The sequence below is a fragment of the Pseudomonas sp. SG20052 genome, from assembly GCF_031766055.1.
Classification (GTDB): Bacteria; Pseudomonadota; Gammaproteobacteria; order Pseudomonadales; family Pseudomonadaceae; genus Aquipseudomonas; species Aquipseudomonas mandelii.
The window spans coordinates 2,201,789-2,220,982 of sequence record NZ_CP134498.1; the positions used below are offsets into that span (position 1 = coordinate 2,201,789).

Below are 19,194 nucleotides of genomic sequence, written 5' to 3' on the forward strand. Positions count from 1 at the left end.
TTTTTGTTGTTTTTGGCATGTAGTCATACTAATAATCGATTTTGATCGTCGATCAAGGAAGGATTTATAGCTGATATGTGAAGCGTTGCAATTAAAAGTATGACTAATGTGTCGGTGTTCGTTATGGAGGCCAGGGTTTACGGACCATCGGCACTGCACTTTTTCAGCTTTGGCGGCTCTATCCTTGGCCAGCCTGCGGCGATCCCCTCCGTCGGCCAATGCCCAAGTTCAAGCACCCATGGCTCGAGTTTTACCCTTCTTTGCTTCACTTCTACGTCGCCGATGCCTGCTGCTGGCCAGCCTGTCGATGCTCTTCGCCAGCGGTTGCAGCCAGCAACAGGGCAGCGACATCGTCAGCCAGTTCCGCGAAGGCACGCCTCAGGAATTCCTCCAGACCAGCGTCGACCGCATGGCGACCCTGGCGATGCGCGACAACCTCGACAGCCTCTACTTGCTGATGAGCAAGCTTTACCTGCGTAACCCGGACGAGTTGAAAAAATCCGGCTTCCTCGACGCCCGCACCGCCGGTAAACAAGTGCGCCTGGCCATCGAACAACAGCAGCCGCTGCCGACCCTCGGTGGCAAGAAGGACCTCGCGGCGCTGAGCTACGCCATGAGCCCTGAGTTTCTCGGCGACCGGGTCGGCGCCTTCATCTACGCCATCGGCAGCATGCTGGTCACCGCTCACGGCAACCGTCTCGAGTTCTATATGACCGATGCGATCAACCCGACCTTCGTCAATAACGCCGCCCGCAACATCGAGAAAGCCACCTGGATCCTGAGCCAGCGGCAAAACAAAAACGGCGAGCCCTTGCTGTTCTCCAACGAAATTTCGGAGGAGGGCAGCAACCTGAGTTTTGCCGTGGAGTTCGGCAAGATCGTCGCGCGGCTGGATCTGCTGACGCAGATGCTGGACGAGCGTTATCGGCGGATCGGCCTGAACTACGCGCAGAGCTTGCTGTTTTTGAATTTCCTGCCCGTGCAGTAAATCAACCCCGCCGCACTCACTGACACAGCAGATCCCCCTGTAAGAGCGAGCCTGCTCGCTCCCCACAGGGGGGGTTGAGTAAATAGGAAAAGTAGTAAGTTGTGGAATAACGATAGTTCGCATCGATATAACTGGTTATAAGAAAAATCGCTATGCTGCGGTCCAGTTTTTCCATGCGTTTTATTGCGGGCGTGTTAATGGATTTCGTTAACTTCGGGTTGGTGGTGGCAGGGTTGGTCGTCGGCTTTATCGTCGGCATGACCGGGGTAGGCGGTGGGTCTTTGATGACCCCGATTCTGCTGTGGTTCGGTATCAATCCGGCCACGGCGGTGGGCACCGACTTGCTGTACGCGGCCATTACCAAATCCAGCGGTGTGCTGGTTCATCGCAAGAACAACAATATCGACTGGGCGATCACCGGTTGGCTGACCCTCGGCAGCGTGCCGGCAGTAGCGCTGACGTTGTGGTTCCTGAGCAGTTTGCAGACTTCTCCCGACGCGATGAATGCCGTTATCAAACAAGCCCTCGGCTTCGTTCTGTTTGCCACGGCCCTGGCGATTTTCTTCAAAAAACGCTTGCTCGACTTCGCCCACAAACGGGCTGGCGGCCATTACAACCCCAGCGGTTCGCGCCTGAATGTGTTGACGGTCATCACCGGTCTGGTCCTGGGCACCATGGTCGCGCTGACCTCCATCGGTGCCGGCGCCCTCGGCACCGTAGCGCTGTTCATCCTCTATCCGTTGCTGCCGACCCGACGCCTCGTCGGCACGGAAATCGCCCACGCCGTGCCGTTGACCCTGGTCGCCGGCCTGGGCCATGCCAGCATGGGCAACATGGATTGGCAGGTGCTGGGTTACTTGCTGGTGGGTTCGCTGCCGGGGATTTACCTGGGCAGCCACTTGACCGGTCGTATCTCCGACGAAGTGCTGCGTCCTTGCCTGGCCACGATGCTGGTGTTGATCGGCTATAAACTGGCGTTCTGAACTCAGCCTGTTGCGCAATGACCGCCCTGACCTAAGCTTTGGTCAAGGCGGAACACAATTGCGGTGCGTCACCCGGAACGATCGCCGCGATGCGCAATCATTAGAGCGTGGATATCAAAAGGAGATGCGCATGCTCATCAGGTCTTTGACCCTGACTACCTTGCTGGCTTTCGCCGGCCCCTTGGCCGCCGCCGAAGACGGCTCACCGCTGGACAATGACAAAGGCAGATCCCGGCCACTGATTGTGATTGCTTCGAGTACCGTTGACCCGGTCTGGGTGAGCCTGAAAAAGGCGATGGACGATCCGGCCAACAAGGAAGGCGTCAAGCAACGCAATATCAGGGTGTACACCGTGCTGAACATGTTCGGTCAGCTCGACGGCAAGGATCTCGGCCAGCAGGACACCATGGCGCTGATCCGCTCGCTGAAACTTGGCGCGGGGGCGTTTCCCAAAGTCATCCTGGTGGGCAAGGACGGCGAGAAGAAGTTCGAGAGTTCGGGGGATGAATCAAAGTCGGTCGACTTGAAGAAGATTTTCGACACCATCGACGCCTTGCCAGCCGCCGAAAAAGAAGCCGCACCGCCGACAGTCGCAACGCCCGTCGTCGCCGAACCGGCCGCCAAAGGCGCCAAGGGTGCAAAACCGGGAAAACCGGCGAAACCGGCCAAGCCTCCTGAAATGCCTGACGATTGAATCCCTATTGGCCCCGGGTGAGCAGACTCCGATTCTTGTAAACGTCGCCACCCACTGTGGGCGCGAGCGTGCTCGCGAAAGCGGTCTGACAGGCAACCTTGATGTTGGATGTGCCAGCTCCTTCGCGGGTAAGCCCGCTCCCACAGGGATGCCCTTTTGGCACAAGGGTTGGGGGCGTTACCAGTTGTAGCGATAGCCGACCGTCAGCGCCCAAGGCTGTTCGATATCGTTGCCTTTGGTGTAGCCCGCTTCGGCGAAGAAGTTGTGTTTTTCAACCGCCGTCACAGTGACGCCACCCGCCACCTCGGCTCGTGAACCCGGCAAGCGGCTGTCGAGTTTTGCCCCGTTGACGTTCACTGTGCTGTCGCCTGCATGTTCGGTGATCCAGGCGGCCTTGACGTAAGGTTTCACCGCAACGCCATTGCCTGGCTGCAGATTTCGCCCGAACGCCCCGCCAACACGGCTTTGCAGCGAAACCATCGAATCCTGTTTAACGCTCAGGCCATTGCTCGCCGTGTAGCTGCCGCCACTGATGCGCGCTACCTGCAGCCCCGCTTGGGGTTCAACGAACCAGCCTTGGCTTAGGTCGATAGTCTTGCCGAGTTGAACGTCAGCACTCACGGCGTGGTTCTTGTAGCGCGCCTTGACCTTGTCGCCGAGGTTGCTGGTGATGTCGACGTCATTGTTCAGGTGGCTGTATTTCAGCGCGCCATCGACATACACCCCGCTGCGGTCCAGATAGGTGGCATAACCCCCCAGCGTCGCGCTGTCGATTGTGCCATTGCTGGCCTCGCCAAAGTTTTGCCGCGCCTGACCCTTGCCGAGCAAGCCGCCCACATACAGCGTACCGTCGGCAAAGGACAGGGCCGTGTCGGCGCCGATTTCCAGGCCGTTGACCTGTTGCTGGAACGCGCGACTGGCACCTGTGTCCAGGCGTTGTTCAGTGCCATAGCCACGGATCCACAGACCTCCCTGATCCTTACCCGAACGAAGATCGCCCAAATGCTGGGTCGTCGCATTCATCTGCGCGCCGATCAGCGCAGCGGAGGCGGCGTGGCTGGCGACCGCCGCGTTGGCGCCTTTGCTGAGAACTTTTGCCTGAGGAACAGGGTGAGTCTGGATCGGTTGCGGCGTTTGCGGTGGCGGGGCGATGACTGGCTTGTCTGGCTGTTCAGTGACGGGTGGGGTCACCGGGTTGACTGGATCGACCATATAGATCGGATCTGCCGGATCTACGGGATCTACCGGATCTACCGGATCTGCCGGATCTATGGGATCCAGATCAGGAATGTTGTCGCCTGGTTTGGCCAGGAACCAATCGTCGTCGTGCTGTTGCAGGGTGTAGCGGTAGGCGCCGGCATCGACGGTCCCGCCATGGAGTTTAAAATCACCGCTACCACCGTTGCCATCCACCAGCATCAGTTGCTGCTGCTCGCCGCTCGGCGCGTTCCCGGAGTCGGCAACCACCAGGGTGTGGCTGTCGCTGATCGGCCCTTGCACCTTGATCAGGTCGCCTTGCAGTGAGGCCAGGTCCGTGTTCATCAGGAAGCTGCCATTGCCGGTCAACGGGCCTTTAATCGTCAGCGTGTGAAAACCGTTGATGGCCGGATCGGCGAACGTGACTTGACCGGCGATATGGTTCGCGCCGCCTAGCACGGCATCACCCTTGAGTCGCAGAACACCACCCGAATTGATCGTTGTGTCACTGGCTTCGGCCAGGTCGCCGAGCACCATGAGGCCACGCTGATTGACGGTGGTGAAGTGGATATGCGGGCCAGCCCCACTATCCATCATCCCGCCCTGATTGACCACGGTGTTGATGACCGAGGCGTTCTCGCTGAGGGAAAGTTCGCCACCGTCATTGACCGTCGTGCGGTCGGCATTGCCGTTTTCGTAAACGGTCATCTGACTGTTGTTGACGAAAGTGTTCTTGGCGGTGGCATCGGTATACACCCACATAGTGCCGCCTTTGAGCTGAGTATCACTGACCACCGCGTTCTGCGCCACCTCCAGGTTGCCGTCGTTGACGATGGTGCGCAGGGCTGTGGCTGAACCGACGACGACCATGGTGCCGTTTTCAACGACGGTGCTGAATGCCGCCGCAGAGTCATAGACACTCAGCCTTCCACTGCCATCGACTGTGGTGCCGTTCGCGCGCCCGCCGTCCAGAAGTTGGATGAACCCATTGCTCACGGTGCTATCGGTCAGGGTGCCGCCCGTACCGACGTAAATCGTCGAGCCATCGTTCACCGCTACATTGGCCTGAGGCGTTGTCAGGCAGTTGAGCGAGTCGCAGCTGGCAGCAAAGGCGCCGGCAGGCGCGCAGCCCAGCATCAACAATGCCCCGGACAGGCCGGACAGGGAGACACGAGAAAACGGTACACCAAAAGTAAACATAACGATCCGCCGACTGCATGGAAATGAGCCGCGGATTCTCCGGGTGTGGGCGAGGCGGATAACGCAGGCGCTTCCTATCTTTTTGTAGGACGCGTCCTACAAAAGTCGACCGTTGAGGTGCTCTTGAAGGCTGTTTTGCAGGCGTTGCATCTGCTCGGCAAAGGCCTGATGCAGGCGACTCAGGGCGTCTAGCGGAATCGACTGGCCACACGCCTGCTCCAGTTCCTCGCAAGCGCTGATCAGCGGCGCCGCGTGGATGATCCGCGCGCTGCCGAGGATCTTGTGACTGCGCCGCCCCATGGCGCTGTAATCGCCAGCGGCATACAGCGCCTGCATGGCGTCGAAGTCTTCCTGATTAGTGCGCAGCACCGTGGCCAGCAACTGGCGAGTCATGGCCGCATCACCCGCCGTAATATCGCTGACCTTCGAGATATCGAAGCAGGGGGCCGCCGCCTGTTGCACTTGTTCGACCTGGCGAAGATAGCGCTCAAGCGCCGAGCGGGTGACGGGTTTGAACAGGCAGTCGTTCATGCCGGCATCCAGGCAGCGCTGGATTTCCTGAGGCTGAGCATTGGCCGTCAGTCCGACCACATGGGTTGCAGTTCGTCCTTCCCGGGCCTCGACCGACCTGAGTTGGCGGGTCATCTGGTCGCCGCTCATTTGCGGCATGTTGCAGTCGGTGATCACGTAGTCGAAGATTTCCCGGTCCCACACCCGCAATCCCTCGAGCCCGTTCTCGGCGCACGTCACGCGCATGCCCAGCGACTCCAGTTGACGTTGCAGCACCACGCGGTTGAACTCGTGATCTTCGACGATCAGGATATCGCGCGCTGGCAGCGGTGCCAGGTGTTCAGTGCTGTCCAAAGGTACCGGAGCGTCGTCAGGCGCCAGGTCCGCGTCGAGTTCCAGGGTAAAACACGAGCCTTGTCCCGGCGCGCTGACGCAGCTCAGTCGCCCGCCCATCAACTGCGTCAATTGCTGACAGATCGCCAGGCCCAGCCCCGTACCGATCTGCAACTCGCTGTCGCTGGATGCGAACTGGGTATAGGGCTGGAACAGCCGCTCGCGCTGTTTATCATCCATGCCGACACCGGTGTCTTGAACCCTCAGGCGCACGTGGGCGAGCTCGCCTTGCGGTTCAATCAACAGCTGCACCATCACCGAACCTTGCGGAGTGAATTTGATCGCGTTGCTGATCAGGTTGGACGCAATCTGGCGGAACCGCAGCGAGTCAAGCTCCACTGCGGTATCGAGCCCTTGGTTGATGAATTCCAGCGCCACGTTTTTCTGCTGCGCAAGGCTGGCGAAACTCTGAATCACCGTGCTGACCAATCGCTCGGGATGGCAGGTGCCGCTGCGCAGCTCGAACTTGCCGGATTCGATTTTCGACAGGTCAAGAATTTCACCGATCAGCTCCATCATGCCGCTCGCGGACTTTTGTGCGATGTCGATCAGCTGCGCGTCGGAGCGATGGTCGCGCATCAGTTCGAGCACGCCGATCAAGGCGCTCATCGGCGTGCGGATCTCATGGCTCATCACCGCGAGGAAGTGACTCTTGCCCCGGTTGGCTGCTTCTGCCAGGTCCTTGGCCTGATGCAGTGCGTGCTGCAAATGCTGCTGTTCGGTAAGGTCGATCCAGCCGCCGATCACCCCGGTCATGGTGCCGTCGGAATCGCGGTAGGGCAGGGCCCAGTGGTAAATGTGATACGTCTTGCCGTTGACGGTCATGGTGAAGTTGTCGAAGGACGGCTCGCCGCTGTCGAGCGTCGCGCGATGAATGCGCTTGTAGCACCAGGCGTCGTCAGGGGCAAGAATGTTTGCTTCGATCAGGCCTTTGCCCTGCACCTGCTCCAGTTCGATTTCCATCACTTGCAGATAGGCGCGGTTGCAGGTCAGCAGCAAGCCTTGGCGGTCGCGCACGTAAATCGGATGCGGCGTGCCGTCCACCAGCACTTTCATGAACTCCAGTTGGTCATTCAGGGCTTTTTGCGCTTTCTGACGTTCGGCGATTTGCCGGCGCAAGCCGCGGTTCCATGCCAGGATCGCCAGCACTACCACCAGTAGCCCCAGCACCGCTTTATAGAACCAGCTTTTGTAAGCGCTCCAGCCGCCCTGACTCTCCTGCGGGTTCTGCCAGCGGTTTGCCAGGTCGCTGAACTTCTCGGGACGGATATCGAGCAGGGCCTTGTTGAGGATCGAGACCAGCTCGGCATTCTGATGCCCGGTGGCAAAGCCGATCAGCGCGGGTTGGGAGCCGATCACCGAGTCGATTTGCAGTCGGCCACGGAAAAAACGGTCGATCAGGTACGTCGCGCCCAGTTGCGGCTGGATGACGCCCTCGACCCGGCCTTCAGCGAGCAATTCATACGTCTCGATGGGCGCGTCCACTGAGACCTGTTGAATGTCCGGCCACTCGCGTTCCAGCCAGTTGGCGGCGGCCGAGCCTTTGACGAGCGCGACTGGCCGGCCTTTCATGCCCGTCAGGCCCGAATGCTCGGGTTGCGTGCGTGTCACCAGCACAAAGGGGTTGATCACGTAGGGGCGGGAGAACATCAGGCCGGGTTCGCGGCGTTCACTGTAGGTCAGCGCGGCAATGATGCTGACCGGGTCCCGTTGTGCCCGGCTGGTCATGGCATCGACGGAAGTGATTTTGCTCGGACGGAACACCAGCCCCGTTCGGTCATTGATCAGTTCCAGCAAGTCCGCCGCCATACCGCGGAGTTGACCTTCCGCGTCGAAAAAGCTGAAGGGCGAATACAAGTCGTTGGCCAGCACATCGATCTGCGGGTGATCCTTGATCCATTGCTGTTCCACCGGCGTCAATTGCAGACGGCTGTAACCCAGCCTTGGATTGGCGCCGATGCCCCAGCGCCGGGCAATCACGCCGCGTTCCTGGGGGGAAATGTTCGCCAGGGCACTGTTGAGCAATGTGCGCAACGGCGTGTTCCCGCGCTGTACCGCAAAGCTGAAGCCCAGGCCTTCGGAGTCGCGCTGGATCGTCTGCTTCAGGCTTTGCTGATAGCTGCGCTCCACCAGGTACTGCGCGGAAATGGCGTCGGTGAGCAGCACCATTCCTTCGCCATAGGCAACCCGGCCCAAACCTTCATCGGTCGAGTGCACCGACTCGACCTGCAACTGCGGGAACAATGAGGCAACCCGTTCCCGCTGAATCCAGTCGGGATCGAACAATACGGTAGTGCCGGCCGGGGGGTGGTCTGCGGGCCAGTGCGTACCGAACTTGCTGATCAACACCGCCTGGTCGTAGGCGTAAGGCGCACTCAGCAGCAGATCGGCATGGACGGCTTCGAGGTGATTGATTCGCGGCACCAGATCGACTTCGCCCTGTTGCAGCGCGGCCAGCGCCTGTTCCTGGCTGGCGTAGCGATTAACCTGCAAACGTACACCGAGCCCACGGGCCAGCACGTCGAGGTAATCGGCGGAGAGGCCTTCGTAATCCTTTTGATTGGCGGTGATATCCAGCGGCGGCCGGTCGGGCAGATACACGCCAACCCGCAGCACGGCATTTTGATGGAGCCACTGGCGTTGCGCGGCCGTGAGTGTGAGCGCGACGCTGCTGTCCGCGGCGCGGCTGAGCAATGAAAGCGGTTCTGCGCACGCGCTATAGGACAGGAGCATCAGCACGCCCAGCAGCACTCGGCGGATCGCGGTCATGAGTCAGACCAGATCATTGCGTTTGGCAAATTCGATCAGCTCCAGCAGCGTCGAGACGTTGAGCTTTTCCATCAGGCGGGTTTTATAGGTGCTGACCGTCTTGTTGCTGAGCAGCATGTCGTCGGCGATTTCCTTGTTGCTCTTGCCCAGTGCCAGACCGTGCAGCACTTTGAGTTCACGGCGGGTAACGGCGCTCAGGAGCTGCGTATCGTTGTGGGCGAAATCGCTTTTGCGCACCGAATCGAACGTGCTGACCGGAAACCACGTCTTGCCGCTGGCCACGGCTTTGAGCGCGGCGATGATTTCTGCCGGATCATCGATTTTCGACAAAAAGCCCGATGCGCCGGCCCGCAGGCACTGCGCTGCGTAGGCCTGGCTTTTCAGCCCGGTGTGCACCAGCACATGGGCCTGGCTGCCGCCAATGCGCAGCCGGTCAATGACCGCCATTCCGTCGAGTCGCGGGATGTCGAGGTCCAGCACAATGGCATCCGGCTTCAGCTCGAATGCCTTGCTGAGGGCGTCTACACCGTTGTCGCACTCACCGACAATCTCATGGCCCTCACGGGCCAGAATCATCCCGATTGCCATGCGCACCACAGCGTGATCATCGACCAACAGTACTTTCATGGGTCAGCCCTTAATGCTCTGATTCAGCATAGTCCTGTCGCAGATAAGCGGTATGGAGGGCTGATGCGTGGTGGTGGGGTGAGAAAAAAGAGGGCGATGCTACTTGGTTTGGGTGGGGTATGTAATCTTTAACGAGGGGCGCCATTGTGCAACACCACCGGTTTTGCATTGGTCGACAATCGGGTTCAAATCGATCCTCCACAGCGGCTATAAAAACCGCGTGTACCGCTGGGGGCCTGATTTCATTGGTCTCGGAAATTTCCTGCAAGTCCTGTCGGACTTCATGAACTGGTTTCTGTCAGAGCGCGCCGTTAGCCTTCGTCAGCCACCGCAACCATTGCGGTCGGACGTGGGAGTCCGCAACACTGAGGGATCCAGGGACGAATTAACCAATGGCCAGAAAGGAGCCTCGTCTATGAAGAAGTTCGGCAAAAATGATCCGCAACGCCCAACCGATGCCACTCACCTGAAGCTTGTCCGGGCGGGCGACACGACCGAGCACGACACCCGCATTCGAGTGCGCAAGCCCAGACGTTCCGTCCCGATCAACCAGATCTTGTCTGTTGCCCCGGGCGTCGACACCCTCACTCTCTTGCATCAGGCCAGCGAAACCCTTGCGTCGCTGAATGCGGTGCTTGTGAATTTTGCCGTCAAGCTGGATGGCTCGAACAGGGTGATGCTGGGGGCGATTCAGCAGTTGGCGGGGATTGCAGAGTTGTTGGTGGCTCAGGCTCGGGACAATCTTGATCCGAGGAACGATGCGCCTGACGCTCCAGCGCCGACTCGGCATTGAGCCGACGTAATAACGACAATGGGCGACCCCAAAGAGGTCGCCCATTTTTATTGCCAGCATTGACCCCTGTGGCGAGGGAGCTTGCTCCCGTTGGGCTGCGAAGCGGCTCCAAGGCCATTTACCTCGGTGTATCTGATAAACCGTGCGAATAGTTTTGGGGTGGCTGCGCCACCCAGCGGGAGCAAGCTCCCTCACCACAGATAAGCGGCGAGGATTACTCGGTAAGGGCACTCACTATGTTGTGAGCGATCTTGATTCGCTCGGCGTTCGGGTAATTCTTGTTCGCCAGAATCACGATACCGATGTCTTCCGAAGGCACGAACGCGACATACGCGCCGAAACCACCCGTCGACCCGGTCTTGTTGAACCATGCCGCGTCTTGTGCAGGTTGTGGCGGGTTCAGCCACTGGACTTTGTGCGCCTCCATCGCCATCTCCGTCGAGTTGCCACTCAGTAACGTTTCGAGGCTGGCCGGATAGTGGTAGTGCTCCCAGCCCAAGCCTTGCGTCATCTCGCCCACGGTGTAGTAACCGCTGTGAGTGAGGGCGATCGCTTGTTGCAATGGCTTCTCCAGCGTCGCCGGTTTCAGGTTCGCTTCAACATAACGAAGCAAATCCGCCGCGCTGGTTTTCACCCCATACGCCTCCGAATCCAGCGCTCCCGGGCTCACCCGCACCGGTTTGCCATCCTTGCCGTAACCCTGGGCGTAAAGCCCCATCTGATCCTGCGGCACCTTGAGATAGGTGTGCTTGAGGCCGAGTTTGGGCAGCAGGTTTTTTTCCATCAGCTCATCGAACGACTGGCCCATGCTTTTGGCCGCCAGATAACCGGACAGCCCAAGGCTGGGGTTCGAATACTGGCGGTGGGTGCCTGCGGCATAAACGGGCTTCCACTGTTTGAAGTAGGCGAGCATTTTGTCTGGATGATCGGCCTCGTCAGGAAACTGCAGCGGCAACCCGCCAGCGGTGTAAGTGGCGAGTTGCAACACGCTGATGGTGTCGAATGCACTGCCGCGCAGATCAGGCCACACCTGGCTGGCCCGGTCAGACAAAGACAGTTTGCCGCTCGCCTGGGCGTAAGCCGTCAACGTGGTGGCAAAGGTTTTACTCACGGAGCCGATTTCGAACAGCGTGTCTTTGCTGACGGGTTTACCGTCCTCTTTCGACGCCATGCCGTAATTAAAGTAATGCTGCTGACCCTTTAAGGTGATCGCGACCGCGACGCCAGGGATATTCTGTTGTTGCATGACCGGCCCGATGGCGGCTTTCACCAGGGCGTCGAGCTGATCGTCGGATTTTGTTGCGGCCATACAGTGACTTGCGCCGAGGAACAGGGCGAAAGCGCTGAGGGACGCCAGTCTTGGCAGTTGAAATTTGAACATGATTGGAATCACTCTCCATGAGTTGCCATTACTTTAACCGCTACACTCCGTCCGGATCCAACACCGGACGGCTGATGGGCGCGCCAAATCTAGGCAGTCGGGTGAAAATCGACAAACGACGATATTTCGGGTTAGCCATTAGAAAAATTTGGGAGTTGGCATGATTCGTCCTCATCTGCCGCTGAACGCATTGCGGGCCTTCGAGGCTTCCGCACGCCATTTGAGCTTTACTCGGGCAGCGGTGGAGTTGTTCGTCACGCCGGCGGCGGTCAGCCATCAAGTCAAAAGCCTTGAAGCCCAGCTTAACGTAACGCTGTTCAAACGCTTGCCCCGCGGCCTGATGCTGACCAGTGAAGGCGAAACCTTGCTGCCGGTGTTGCGCGAGTCCTTTGACCGGATTGCCGAAACCCTTGAACGTTTCGAGGGCGGGCATTTTCGTGAAGTGTTGACCGTGGGTGCCGTGGGGACCTTTGCGGTGGGTTGGCTGTTGCCGCGACTGGCGGACTTCCAGTCGAAACATCCATTCATAGATTTGCGCCTGTCGACTAACAACAATCGGGTGGATGTGGCTGCCGAGGGCCTGGATTACGCCATCCGGTTTGGCGCCGGCGCATGGCACGGGATCGAGGCGTCAAAGCTGATCGAGGCGCCGTTGTCGGTGCTCTGCGTCCCGGAAATAGCCGGGCAGTTGCAAGAACCTGCGGACTTGCTCAAGCAGACGCTGTTGCGTTCCTATCGCACGGACGAGTGGCCCGAGTGGTTTCTGGCCGCCGGGTTACCGGCCAATACGCCGGCGCCCAGGAGCATCGTCTTCGACTCCTCGCTGGCCATGATGGAGGCGGCGCTACAAGGCGCCGGCATTGCCTTGGCGCCGCCGCTGATGTTCGCCCGGCAACTGGCGGCGGGGGCGATCGAGCAACCGTTCGACATCGGTATCACCACCGGCTGCTATTGGCTGACCCGCTTGCAGTCGCGTCCTGAAACGTCGGCGATGACGATGTTCAAGGAGTGGCTGCTGCAAGCGGCCAGGACACACTGACGAATACCATTTCCCCTGGAGGCGTGAGCCTGCTCGCGATGGCGGTGTAACAGTCAACGATGAGGTTGAATGTTATGGCCTCATCGCGAGCAGGCTCGCTCCCACAGGGGATTCTTGGTGCTGCGAGGGTTTAGCGCACCAGGCACGGCCGCTTGTTATCGAACTTCCACCCCGGAATCAGAAATTGCATCGCCACGCTGTCATCCCGGGCGCCCAGTCCCATGCCTTTGTACAACTCATGAGCCTTGGCCAGTTGATCCAGATCCAGCTCAACCCCTAACCCGGGCTTCTTCGGCACCTGCACGCACCCCCCGACGATTTGCAGCGCAGCCTTGGTCAGGCGCTGACCGTCCTGCCAGATCCAGTGGGTGTCGATGGCCGTGATTTCACCCGGCGCAGCCGCGGCGACATGGGTGAACATGGCCAGGGAAATGTCGAAGTGGTTATTGGAGTGCGAACCCCAGGTCAGGCCCCATTCGTGGCACATCTGCGCCACGCGAACCGAACCCTGCATCGTCCAGAAATGCGGGTCGGCCAGCGGAATATCCACCGATTGCAACTGGATGGCGTGGCCCATTTCCCGCCAGTCGGTGGCGATCATGTTGGTCGCGGTTTTCAGGCCTGTGGCACGGCGGAACTCAGCCATGACTTCTCGCCCCGAATACCCGTTTTCCGCCCCGCACGGGTCTTCGGCATAAGCGAGTACGTGATGCTGGTCGCGGCACAGTCGAATGGCTTCCTTGAGTGACCACGCACCATTCGGGTCGAGGGTAATGCGCGCATCGGGAAAGCGTTCGGCCAGCGCGGTGACGGCTTCGATTTCCGCGTCGCCGCTGAGCACGCCACCCTTGAGTTTGAAGTCCTTGAAGCCGTAACGGGCGTGCGCGGCCTCGGCCAGGCGCACCACGGCATCGGCGGTCATGGCTTTGTCGTGGCGCACGCGAAACCAGTCATTGTCGGCCTCCGGTTCGCTGCGATAGGGCAGGTCGGTTTCATTGCGGTCACCGACATAAAACAGGTAACCGAGCATCTTCACTTCGTCACGTTGCTGGCCTTCACCGAGCAGGGCCGCAACCGGCACGTCCAGATGCTGGCCGAGCAAGTCGAGGAGGGCGGCTTCCAGGCCCGTGACCGCGTGGATGGTGATGCGCAGGTCAAACGTCTGCAATCCGCGACCGCCAGCATCACGATCAGCAAAGGTCTGGCGCACCTGATTGAGGATCTTCTGATACGTGCCAATCGGACTGCCGACCACCAGCGAACGTGCATCTTCCAGCGTCTGGCGAATGCGCTCGCCCCCCGGCACTTCGCCGACCCCGGTGTGCCCGGCGTTGTCCTTGAGAATCACGATATTGCGGGTGAAAAACGGGCCGTGGGCGCCGCTCAGATTGAGCAACATGCCGTCATGACCGGCCACCGGCACCACTTGCATGCTGGTGATGATCGGGGCTTTGGCGGTGTCTTGTGGGTTCATTGTCTTGTCCTTCAACACAGAGATTCAGGCGTGATTGGGCGCTGGTTTGCCCAAGGCAACGGCGGGTGCGGTTTTCGGTGTGTTGCGCGCGGCGAAGACGATGATCGCGGCGATGATCGATGTCGCGGCCAGGCCATACAGCCCGCCCTGAATCGACCCGGTATGTTCTTCCAGCAGACCGAACGTGGTCGGTGCCACGAAGCCGCCAAGGTTGCCCACCGAGTTGATCAGCGCGATGACGCCCGCCGCGATTCGCGCATCCAGATAAGCCTGAGGAATCGGCCAGAACAGCGACGAGGCCGACTTGAAGCCCAGCGCCGCGAAGCAGATCGCCACGAAGGCAAAGATCGGCCCGCCCGTGGTGGACATGAACATTCCGGCCGCCGCGATCAGCAGGGCGGCGGCGACCCAGGCTTGCTGGTGTTTCCATTTCGCCGACAGCGAAGCGAAGGCGTACATGCCGACGATCGACAGCAACCACGGGATCGAGTTGAAGAGCCCGACCTGAATGTCGCTGAGGTCGCCCATTTTTTTGATGATGCTCGGCAGCCAGAAGGTCGCGGCATAAATGGTCAATTGGATGAAGAAGTAGATCAGGCAGAACAGGATGATCTGGCGATCTTTGAGCAACGTGCCCAACGATGGCTTGATCGGTGTCGCCGCTTCCCGGGCCAGTTGTTCGTCATCGATGGCTTTGACCAGCGCATCTTGCTCGGCGCGGGTCAGCCATTTGGCGTCGTGGGGTTTGGAATCGAGCCAGAACCACACGAACACGCACAGCCCGACTGAAAACATCCCCTCGATGAAATACATCCACTGCCAGCCATGCATCCCGAATCCGCTGATCTGCAACAGCAAACCGGACAGCGGGCCGGAGATCAGCGAGGCAATGGCCGAACCGCTGAGGAAAATGGCAATCGCCTTGCCACGCTCGACGCCAGGCAACCAGCGTGTGAAGTAATAGATCACCCCAGGAAAGAACCCGGCTTCAGCCACGCCCAGCAGGAACCGCAGGATGTAGAAGTGGGTTTCGTTTTGGATGAAGGCCATGCCGGCGGCGACCAGGCCCCAGGTCAGCATGATGCGGGTCAGCCAGATGCGGGCGCCGACTTTTTGCAGAAGCATGTTGGAGGGGACTTCGAACAGCGCATAACCGATAAAGAACAGGCCGGCGCCGAGGCCGTAGGCGGCAGCTCCGATGCCCAGGTCCTGCTCCATGTGGGCGCGGACGAAGCCGATGTTCACGCGGTCTATGTAATTGACGATGAACATGATGACGAAGAGCGGCAGGACATGGCGTTTCACTTTCGAGATGGCGGACTTCAGGACCGAATCGGCGCCCTCGTGCATCCCGGATATGGAGGTATTCACTTGGTTTTCTCCCACTGATTATTTTTATGCGGGGTGTGGCTGGATGTTGCTGTGTTGATAGACATCATACAACTACATTTTTTTGTCCTGCAAGCAGTATGGCCTAATAAAATGGCGTTTATTTTCGCTGTACTCACTTTTTTTCTGATGGGTGGCACCTTAAACAGCGGTCTTTTTTAGCCGATTGTTGAGTGTTGTCATACAAGTTGATCATGGTTTTCTTGGGATTCCAGCTGAGCGCAGTGCTACGATTCCGTTAGCCCTGCTTCCGGATGATCGCCATGCAAGAAGACCTCGACGCGCCTGCCCGCAAGCGCACCCACAACCTGGCCCATGACCTGGTGGCCAAACTGAGCCAGAGCATCTTGCTCGGGCAGATGTTGCCGGGAGACAAGCTGCCGTCGGAGAACACGATTGTTCAGGAGCACGGGGTCAGCCGCACGGTGGTGCGTGAGGCGATCTCGAAGTTGCAGGCCTCAGGCCTGGTGGAAACCCGTCACGGCATCGGCACCTTCGTGCTGGAGCGCGCACCGGAGCAGGGGCTGCGATTGAATGTCGATACCGCGCTGGGAGTGCGCAGCATTCTGGAGTTGCGCATGGGCCTGGAAACCCAGGCCGCCGCGCTGGCGGCGAGCCGTCGCACCGATCAGCAGTTGATGCAGATGCGCGAAGCGCTCGACGACTATCAGAGCCTGCTCGCCAACAACGACAGCTGCGTCGAGGCCGACAAGCGCTTCCACCTGCTGATCGCCGAAGCCACCGGCAATGTGTGCTTCACCGAAATCATGCAGCACCTGGGCAACGCCATGATTCCCCGGACCCGGGTCAATGCCGCCGAACGTGGCGCGGCGGATTTGAGTAAGTTGGGGCAATTGGCGAACCTCGAGCACGAGGCAATTCTCAACGCGATCAAACGCCAGGACCCGGACGCTGCGCGGGCCGCCATGTGGCTGCACCTGACCAACAGCCGCGACCGGTTTTCGGCCGGTGCCTGACAACCGTTTGTCCAGTTGATAGCACGCTATTCCCGCACCCGCTTCCAACGAGTATGGCCCGGATTTTCTGGACCTCATCAGTGAGGTGCGTCATGGCAAACGACTCAATGCTCCAGGGTGGAACACCCAATACCGACCCCACCAGACCCATGTCCGGCACTGACGAGCCGACGCTGGATGACGATGCTCCGCCTGGTAGGGACCCTTCACTGGACCCGGCGGCCGCAGACGCCGATCGACCCGAAGACTGGAAGGATCCGGCTGCTGACGAGGACGTACCGCCGGCGGATGAGCCAACCCCTTTATCCGATGACAGGCGATAAAAAGAACCCGGCCACTGTGCCGGGTTTTTCTTTACTGTTCGACCTTGACCAGCCTGACTCGACTCTCGGTGCCCCCTAACGTGGACGAGGACACAAAGAAGTAAGCGTAGTCTTCAAGGTAGAAAATCTTGCTGTCACGTTTGAGCTTCAGGCCAAGGTCAAACTGACAGCGCAGTTCTTTGGCGGGGCCTTTCAGTTCGCTGTTGACCTGGGCTGCGTCGAGCACACGCTGCACGGTGCACTGCACACTTTCCCGTTTCATTGTTTCGCCGTCGAGGGTGCTTCGTTCCCGTTTGCTGGCACGCATTTCCAGTGACGCACCCACCGGCATGCGCTGCCAATCGCCGGTGAAACTCAATTGCTGAGTGTCGGTGACGGTGGATAACGGTGGTCTGTTTCGCTTGCTCTCTGTCAGCGAGTATTGTTCTGCCAGTGGCAACAAGCCCCTGAAACTGACGATGTACCGGCCGACGGGAGCCTGTTCCCGGCGCTCGCGCAATTGTCCGCTCTGAGCGTCGGTGTCGAACACCAGCGCATTTTCCGTGCTTGAGTTTGAAAAATAAAAGTGCGTGTTATTGATCTTCGACACCGTGCGCTTGAGTGTCCGGGTGGGCGGCGCAAGCTTTAAATCGGTGATGGCTTTCAATACCGAAGCGGACACAGGTTCTATCTGGTAGCTCAGCGGAAGTTTGGCGCGGGCGACATACGCAGGCAGTGTCGAGCGCTGCGAGGGTGCGGTGCACGCAGCGCTCAGCAAGGTCTGGGTGTCCGCGCTGCCTTGGGCGAAGGCCTGCGACGGGTTGTTCAGTACCCCGCCCATGGACACCCGATCATTCGGGCCAAGCTGGAATGAGCTCAACACTCGATAGGTCTTGCGTGCGCAATCGACTTCGTAGCGCTCGCGAGTCTGTCCGAACAGTTGCAGGTTGGGCTTGTCGGTGAGCAGCACGGGTTCGTCGAATCCGCCCCAGAACCGCCTGACGTTGCCCTCGATTTTCAGGCTGTTGACGTCGATCATCACCCAGCGAGCGGCTTCAGTGCGATGGACAATGCGCCAGTCCGACGCTGCGGTGCGCGTACAGGCTTCGCTGAAGTGCGGCTTGCTGGCCAGTTCGGTTGCCAGTTCCTTGGGAATCAGTACGGTCAGCGGTGTGTGTTGGTGGCTGCCATCCGTCGTCGCGATTGGGAAGTTGTCGAGGAACAGTAGTTTGACATCGGGCACCTTGCAGTCCGCTTGCAGCTGTACAACGCTCGGTAAACCATCGCGAGTGTAAGCCGGTGTGTGGACCTGAAAGCTGAGGGTATCGCCGTTACGCATCACCGAGTTTTCCAGTGGCGTTTTCTTGAACACTTCTTGCACCGTCAGTACCGGCTGCCGGTAGGGAGGTGTGGCGGGAGTCGCGGGTGGCGGGCTGGCGCAACCGGACAATATCCCTAGCACACAGGCAGCAGCGAAACGGTTCATAAGCATTTCCAGGCGATGGCGTCACGTTCATGTGAACAGAGGACGTCGGCATCGCCAGGCGATTCTTTAATTCGCATGGCGTGGAGTCATGGCCGGGCGGGCGGCGCCGCGATGACGGCGGAACGCCGCTCCAGATTCAACGCCAGCACGCTGATCAGCACCACCATCGCACCTATCCCGACCATCAACGTTGGCTGCTCGCCCAAGGCAAACGCTGCAATCGCCATGGCGGTGGGCGGAATCAGATACAGCGTCATGGTCGCGCGACTCAAATCGATGTGGGCCAGTACAAATGCCCAGGCCAGGTAGGCGAGGGCGCTGGGAAACACGCCCAAGGCAACCACGGTCATTTGCACCTGCATCGGCGCGCTGGCGACTTTGCCGGCCAGCCCCGGCAGGTAAATCAGCAACAGCGCCGTGCCCGACCAGACCGTGTAGCAGACCAGCGTCAACCCGTCGTAGCGAGCGCAATGATGCTTTTGCAAGGCGAAGTAGAAACTCCACGACACCGCCGCCAGCAAGATCAGCAACCCGTGCGCATCCATGCTGCCCAGCCCTCGATCACCGGCCACCACAATCACCACGCCGATCAATCCCAATAAGACACACCCCCAGCGCCAGGCGCTGACCCGGTCCTTGAACACGAAACGCGCCAGCAAGGTACTAAACAACGGGGTCGATTGCGCCAGCACACTGGAGGCGCCGGCGCTGACATTTTGCTGGCCGATATTCAAGGCGACGTGGTGAAGGCTCACGGCAAAAAAACCTAGGACGAACAGTAACGGCAGATCGCCAAGCTTCGGCAGACTGATGCCTTTGAATGCGGCGACGACCGCCATGAACACCGAAGCGATCAGAAAGCGCAGCAGCGCCAAGTGGCCGGGGTCGTAGGCCTGCAAGCCGATGTGGATGCCGGTCGGTGAGAAGCCCCAGCAGGCGACGACAAACGCCATGGCCAAGAGAATTTTCAGGGTGTGCGTGGAGGGCTTCAT

General features: G+C 59.6%; 15 protein-coding genes. 7 read left to right on the forward strand and 8 right to left on the reverse strand.

The features are described 5' to 3' along the window. Positions 1–238 precede the first annotated feature (238 nt). The 3 genes from RHP74_RS09945 (at position 239) to RHP74_RS09955 (ending at position 2,665) form a co-directional block, all read left to right on the forward strand. Positions 239–988 (forward strand): hypothetical protein, encoded by a 750-nt coding sequence (locus RHP74_RS09945; RefSeq protein ID WP_282410582.1) that lies wholly within the window; start codon positions 239–241, stop codon positions 986–988. A gap of 197 nt (positions 989–1,185) precedes the next feature. Continuing rightward, positions 1,186–1,971, forward strand: a complete 786-nt coding sequence (locus RHP74_RS09950) for a sulfite exporter TauE/SafE family protein (protein WP_010458623.1) — start codon at positions 1,186–1,188, stop codon at positions 1,969–1,971. A gap of 130 nt (positions 1,972–2,101) precedes the next feature. Continuing rightward, positions 2,102–2,665, forward strand: coding sequence for a DUF4174 domain-containing protein (locus RHP74_RS09955; protein ID WP_311099174.1), 564 nt, complete (start codon positions 2,102–2,104; stop codon positions 2,663–2,665). Positions 2,666–2,842: 177 nt separating this feature from the next. Here RHP74_RS09955 and RHP74_RS09960 read toward each other — a convergent pair whose 3' ends face one another. The 3 genes from RHP74_RS09960 to RHP74_RS09970 form a co-directional block, all read right to left on the reverse strand. After that, positions 2,843–5,062, reverse strand: coding sequence for an autotransporter outer membrane beta-barrel domain-containing protein (locus tag RHP74_RS09960; protein ID WP_311099176.1), 2,220 nt, complete (start codon positions 5,060–5,062; stop codon positions 2,843–2,845). A 96-nt stretch (positions 5,063–5,158) separates the two neighbouring features. After that, on the reverse strand, positions 5,159–8,734 hold the full coding sequence (locus tag RHP74_RS09965) for an ATP-binding protein (RefSeq protein ID WP_311099178.1): 3,576 nt from the start codon (positions 8,732–8,734) through the stop codon (positions 5,159–5,161). A 3-nt stretch (positions 8,735–8,737) separates the two neighbouring features. Next, positions 8,738–9,361 carry a response regulator transcription factor gene (locus tag RHP74_RS09970; protein ID WP_311099180.1) on the reverse strand — a complete coding sequence of 208 codons (624 nt, stop codon included), beginning with the start codon at positions 9,359–9,361 and terminating at the stop codon, positions 8,738–8,740. 415 nt (positions 9,362–9,776) lie between these two features. Here RHP74_RS09970 and RHP74_RS09975 point away from each other — a divergent pair, with 415 nt between their 5' ends. Beyond that, entirely contained in the window at positions 9,777–10,154 is a 378-nt protein-coding gene (locus tag RHP74_RS09975) for a DUF6124 family protein (RefSeq protein ID WP_042932867.1), read from the forward strand. 214 nt (positions 10,155–10,368) lie between these two features. Here the strand turns inward: RHP74_RS09975 and ampC are convergent, their stop codons facing one another. Further along, positions 10,369–11,535, reverse strand: a complete 1,167-nt coding sequence (ampC, locus tag RHP74_RS09980) for a class C beta-lactamase (protein ID WP_154911533.1) — start codon at positions 11,533–11,535, stop codon at positions 10,369–10,371. 160 nt (positions 11,536–11,695) lie between these two features. Between ampC and RHP74_RS09985 the strand changes: the two genes are divergently transcribed. Next, a complete protein-coding gene (locus RHP74_RS09985; RefSeq protein ID WP_102593399.1) occupies positions 11,696–12,574 on the forward strand; it encodes a LysR family transcriptional regulator in 879 nt (292 codons plus the stop codon). Positions 12,575–12,704: 130 nt separating this feature from the next. On the opposite strand, the gene gudD is transcribed toward RHP74_RS09985, so the two are convergent. Beyond that, a complete protein-coding gene (gene gudD, locus RHP74_RS09990) occupies positions 12,705–14,048 on the reverse strand; it encodes a glucarate dehydratase (protein ID WP_010458646.1) in 1,344 nt (447 codons plus the stop codon). A 24-nt stretch (positions 14,049–14,072) separates the two neighbouring features. Further along, a complete protein-coding gene (locus RHP74_RS09995; RefSeq protein ID WP_042932191.1) occupies positions 14,073–15,419 on the reverse strand; it encodes an MFS transporter in 1,347 nt (448 codons plus the stop codon). A 281-nt stretch (positions 15,420–15,700) separates the two neighbouring features. Here RHP74_RS09995 and RHP74_RS10000 point away from each other — a divergent pair, with 281 nt between their 5' ends. Then, positions 15,701–16,414 carry a FadR/GntR family transcriptional regulator gene (locus RHP74_RS10000; RefSeq protein WP_102593400.1) on the forward strand — a complete coding sequence of 238 codons (714 nt, stop codon included), beginning with the start codon at positions 15,701–15,703 and terminating at the stop codon, positions 16,412–16,414. A gap of 92 nt (positions 16,415–16,506) precedes the next feature. Then, entirely contained in the window at positions 16,507–16,737 is a 231-nt protein-coding gene (locus tag RHP74_RS10005; protein WP_172790577.1) for a hypothetical protein, read from the forward strand. A 31-nt stretch (positions 16,738–16,768) separates the two neighbouring features. On the opposite strand, the gene RHP74_RS10010 is transcribed toward RHP74_RS10005, so the two are convergent. Further along, a complete protein-coding gene (locus RHP74_RS10010) occupies positions 16,769–18,202 on the reverse strand; it encodes a hypothetical protein (protein ID WP_311099186.1) in 1,434 nt (477 codons plus the stop codon). An 86-nt stretch (positions 18,203–18,288) separates the two neighbouring features. Then, a complete protein-coding gene (locus tag RHP74_RS10015) occupies positions 18,289–19,194 on the reverse strand; it encodes a DMT family transporter (protein WP_221108941.1) in 906 nt (301 codons plus the stop codon).

Bases quoted from the DNA above. Each gene is read 5' to 3' on its own strand.
- RHP74_RS09945 (WP_282410582.1), top strand. From the start codon at position 239: ATGGCTCGAGTTTTACCCTTCTTTGCTTCACTTCTACGTCGCCGATGC.
- RHP74_RS09950 (WP_010458623.1), top strand. From the start codon at position 1,186: ATGGATTTCGTTAACTTCGGGTTGGTGGTGGCAGGGTTGGTCGTCGGC.
- RHP74_RS09955 (WP_311099174.1), top strand. From the start codon at position 2,102: ATGCTCATCAGGTCTTTGACCCTGACTACCTTGCTGGCTTTCGCCGGC.
- RHP74_RS09960 (WP_311099176.1), bottom strand. From the start codon at position 5,062: ATGTTTACTTTTGGTGTACCGTTTTCTCGTGTCTCCCTGTCCGGCCTG.
- RHP74_RS09965 (WP_311099178.1), bottom strand. From the start codon at position 8,734: ATGACCGCGATCCGCCGAGTGCTGCTGGGCGTGCTGATGCTCCTGTCC.
- RHP74_RS09970 (WP_311099180.1), bottom strand. From the start codon at position 9,361: ATGAAAGTACTGTTGGTCGATGATCACGCTGTGGTGCGCATGGCAATC.
- RHP74_RS09975 (WP_042932867.1), top strand. From the start codon at position 9,777: ATGAAGAAGTTCGGCAAAAATGATCCGCAACGCCCAACCGATGCCACT.
- ampC (WP_154911533.1), bottom strand. From the start codon at position 11,535: ATGTTCAAATTTCAACTGCCAAGACTGGCGTCCCTCAGCGCTTTCGCC.
- RHP74_RS09985 (WP_102593399.1), top strand. From the start codon at position 11,696: ATGATTCGTCCTCATCTGCCGCTGAACGCATTGCGGGCCTTCGAGGCT.
- gudD (WP_010458646.1), bottom strand. From the start codon at position 14,048: ATGAACCCACAAGACACCGCCAAAGCCCCGATCATCACCAGCATGCAA.
- RHP74_RS10000 (WP_102593400.1), top strand. From the start codon at position 15,701: ATGCAAGAAGACCTCGACGCGCCTGCCCGCAAGCGCACCCACAACCTG.
- RHP74_RS10005 (WP_172790577.1), top strand. From the start codon at position 16,507: ATGGCAAACGACTCAATGCTCCAGGGTGGAACACCCAATACCGACCCC.
- RHP74_RS10010 (WP_311099186.1), bottom strand. From the start codon at position 18,202: ATGAACCGTTTCGCTGCTGCCTGTGTGCTAGGGATATTGTCCGGTTGC.
- RHP74_RS10015 (WP_221108941.1), bottom strand. From the start codon at position 19,194: ATGAAGCCCTCCACGCACACCCTGAAAATTCTCTTGGCCATGGCGTTT.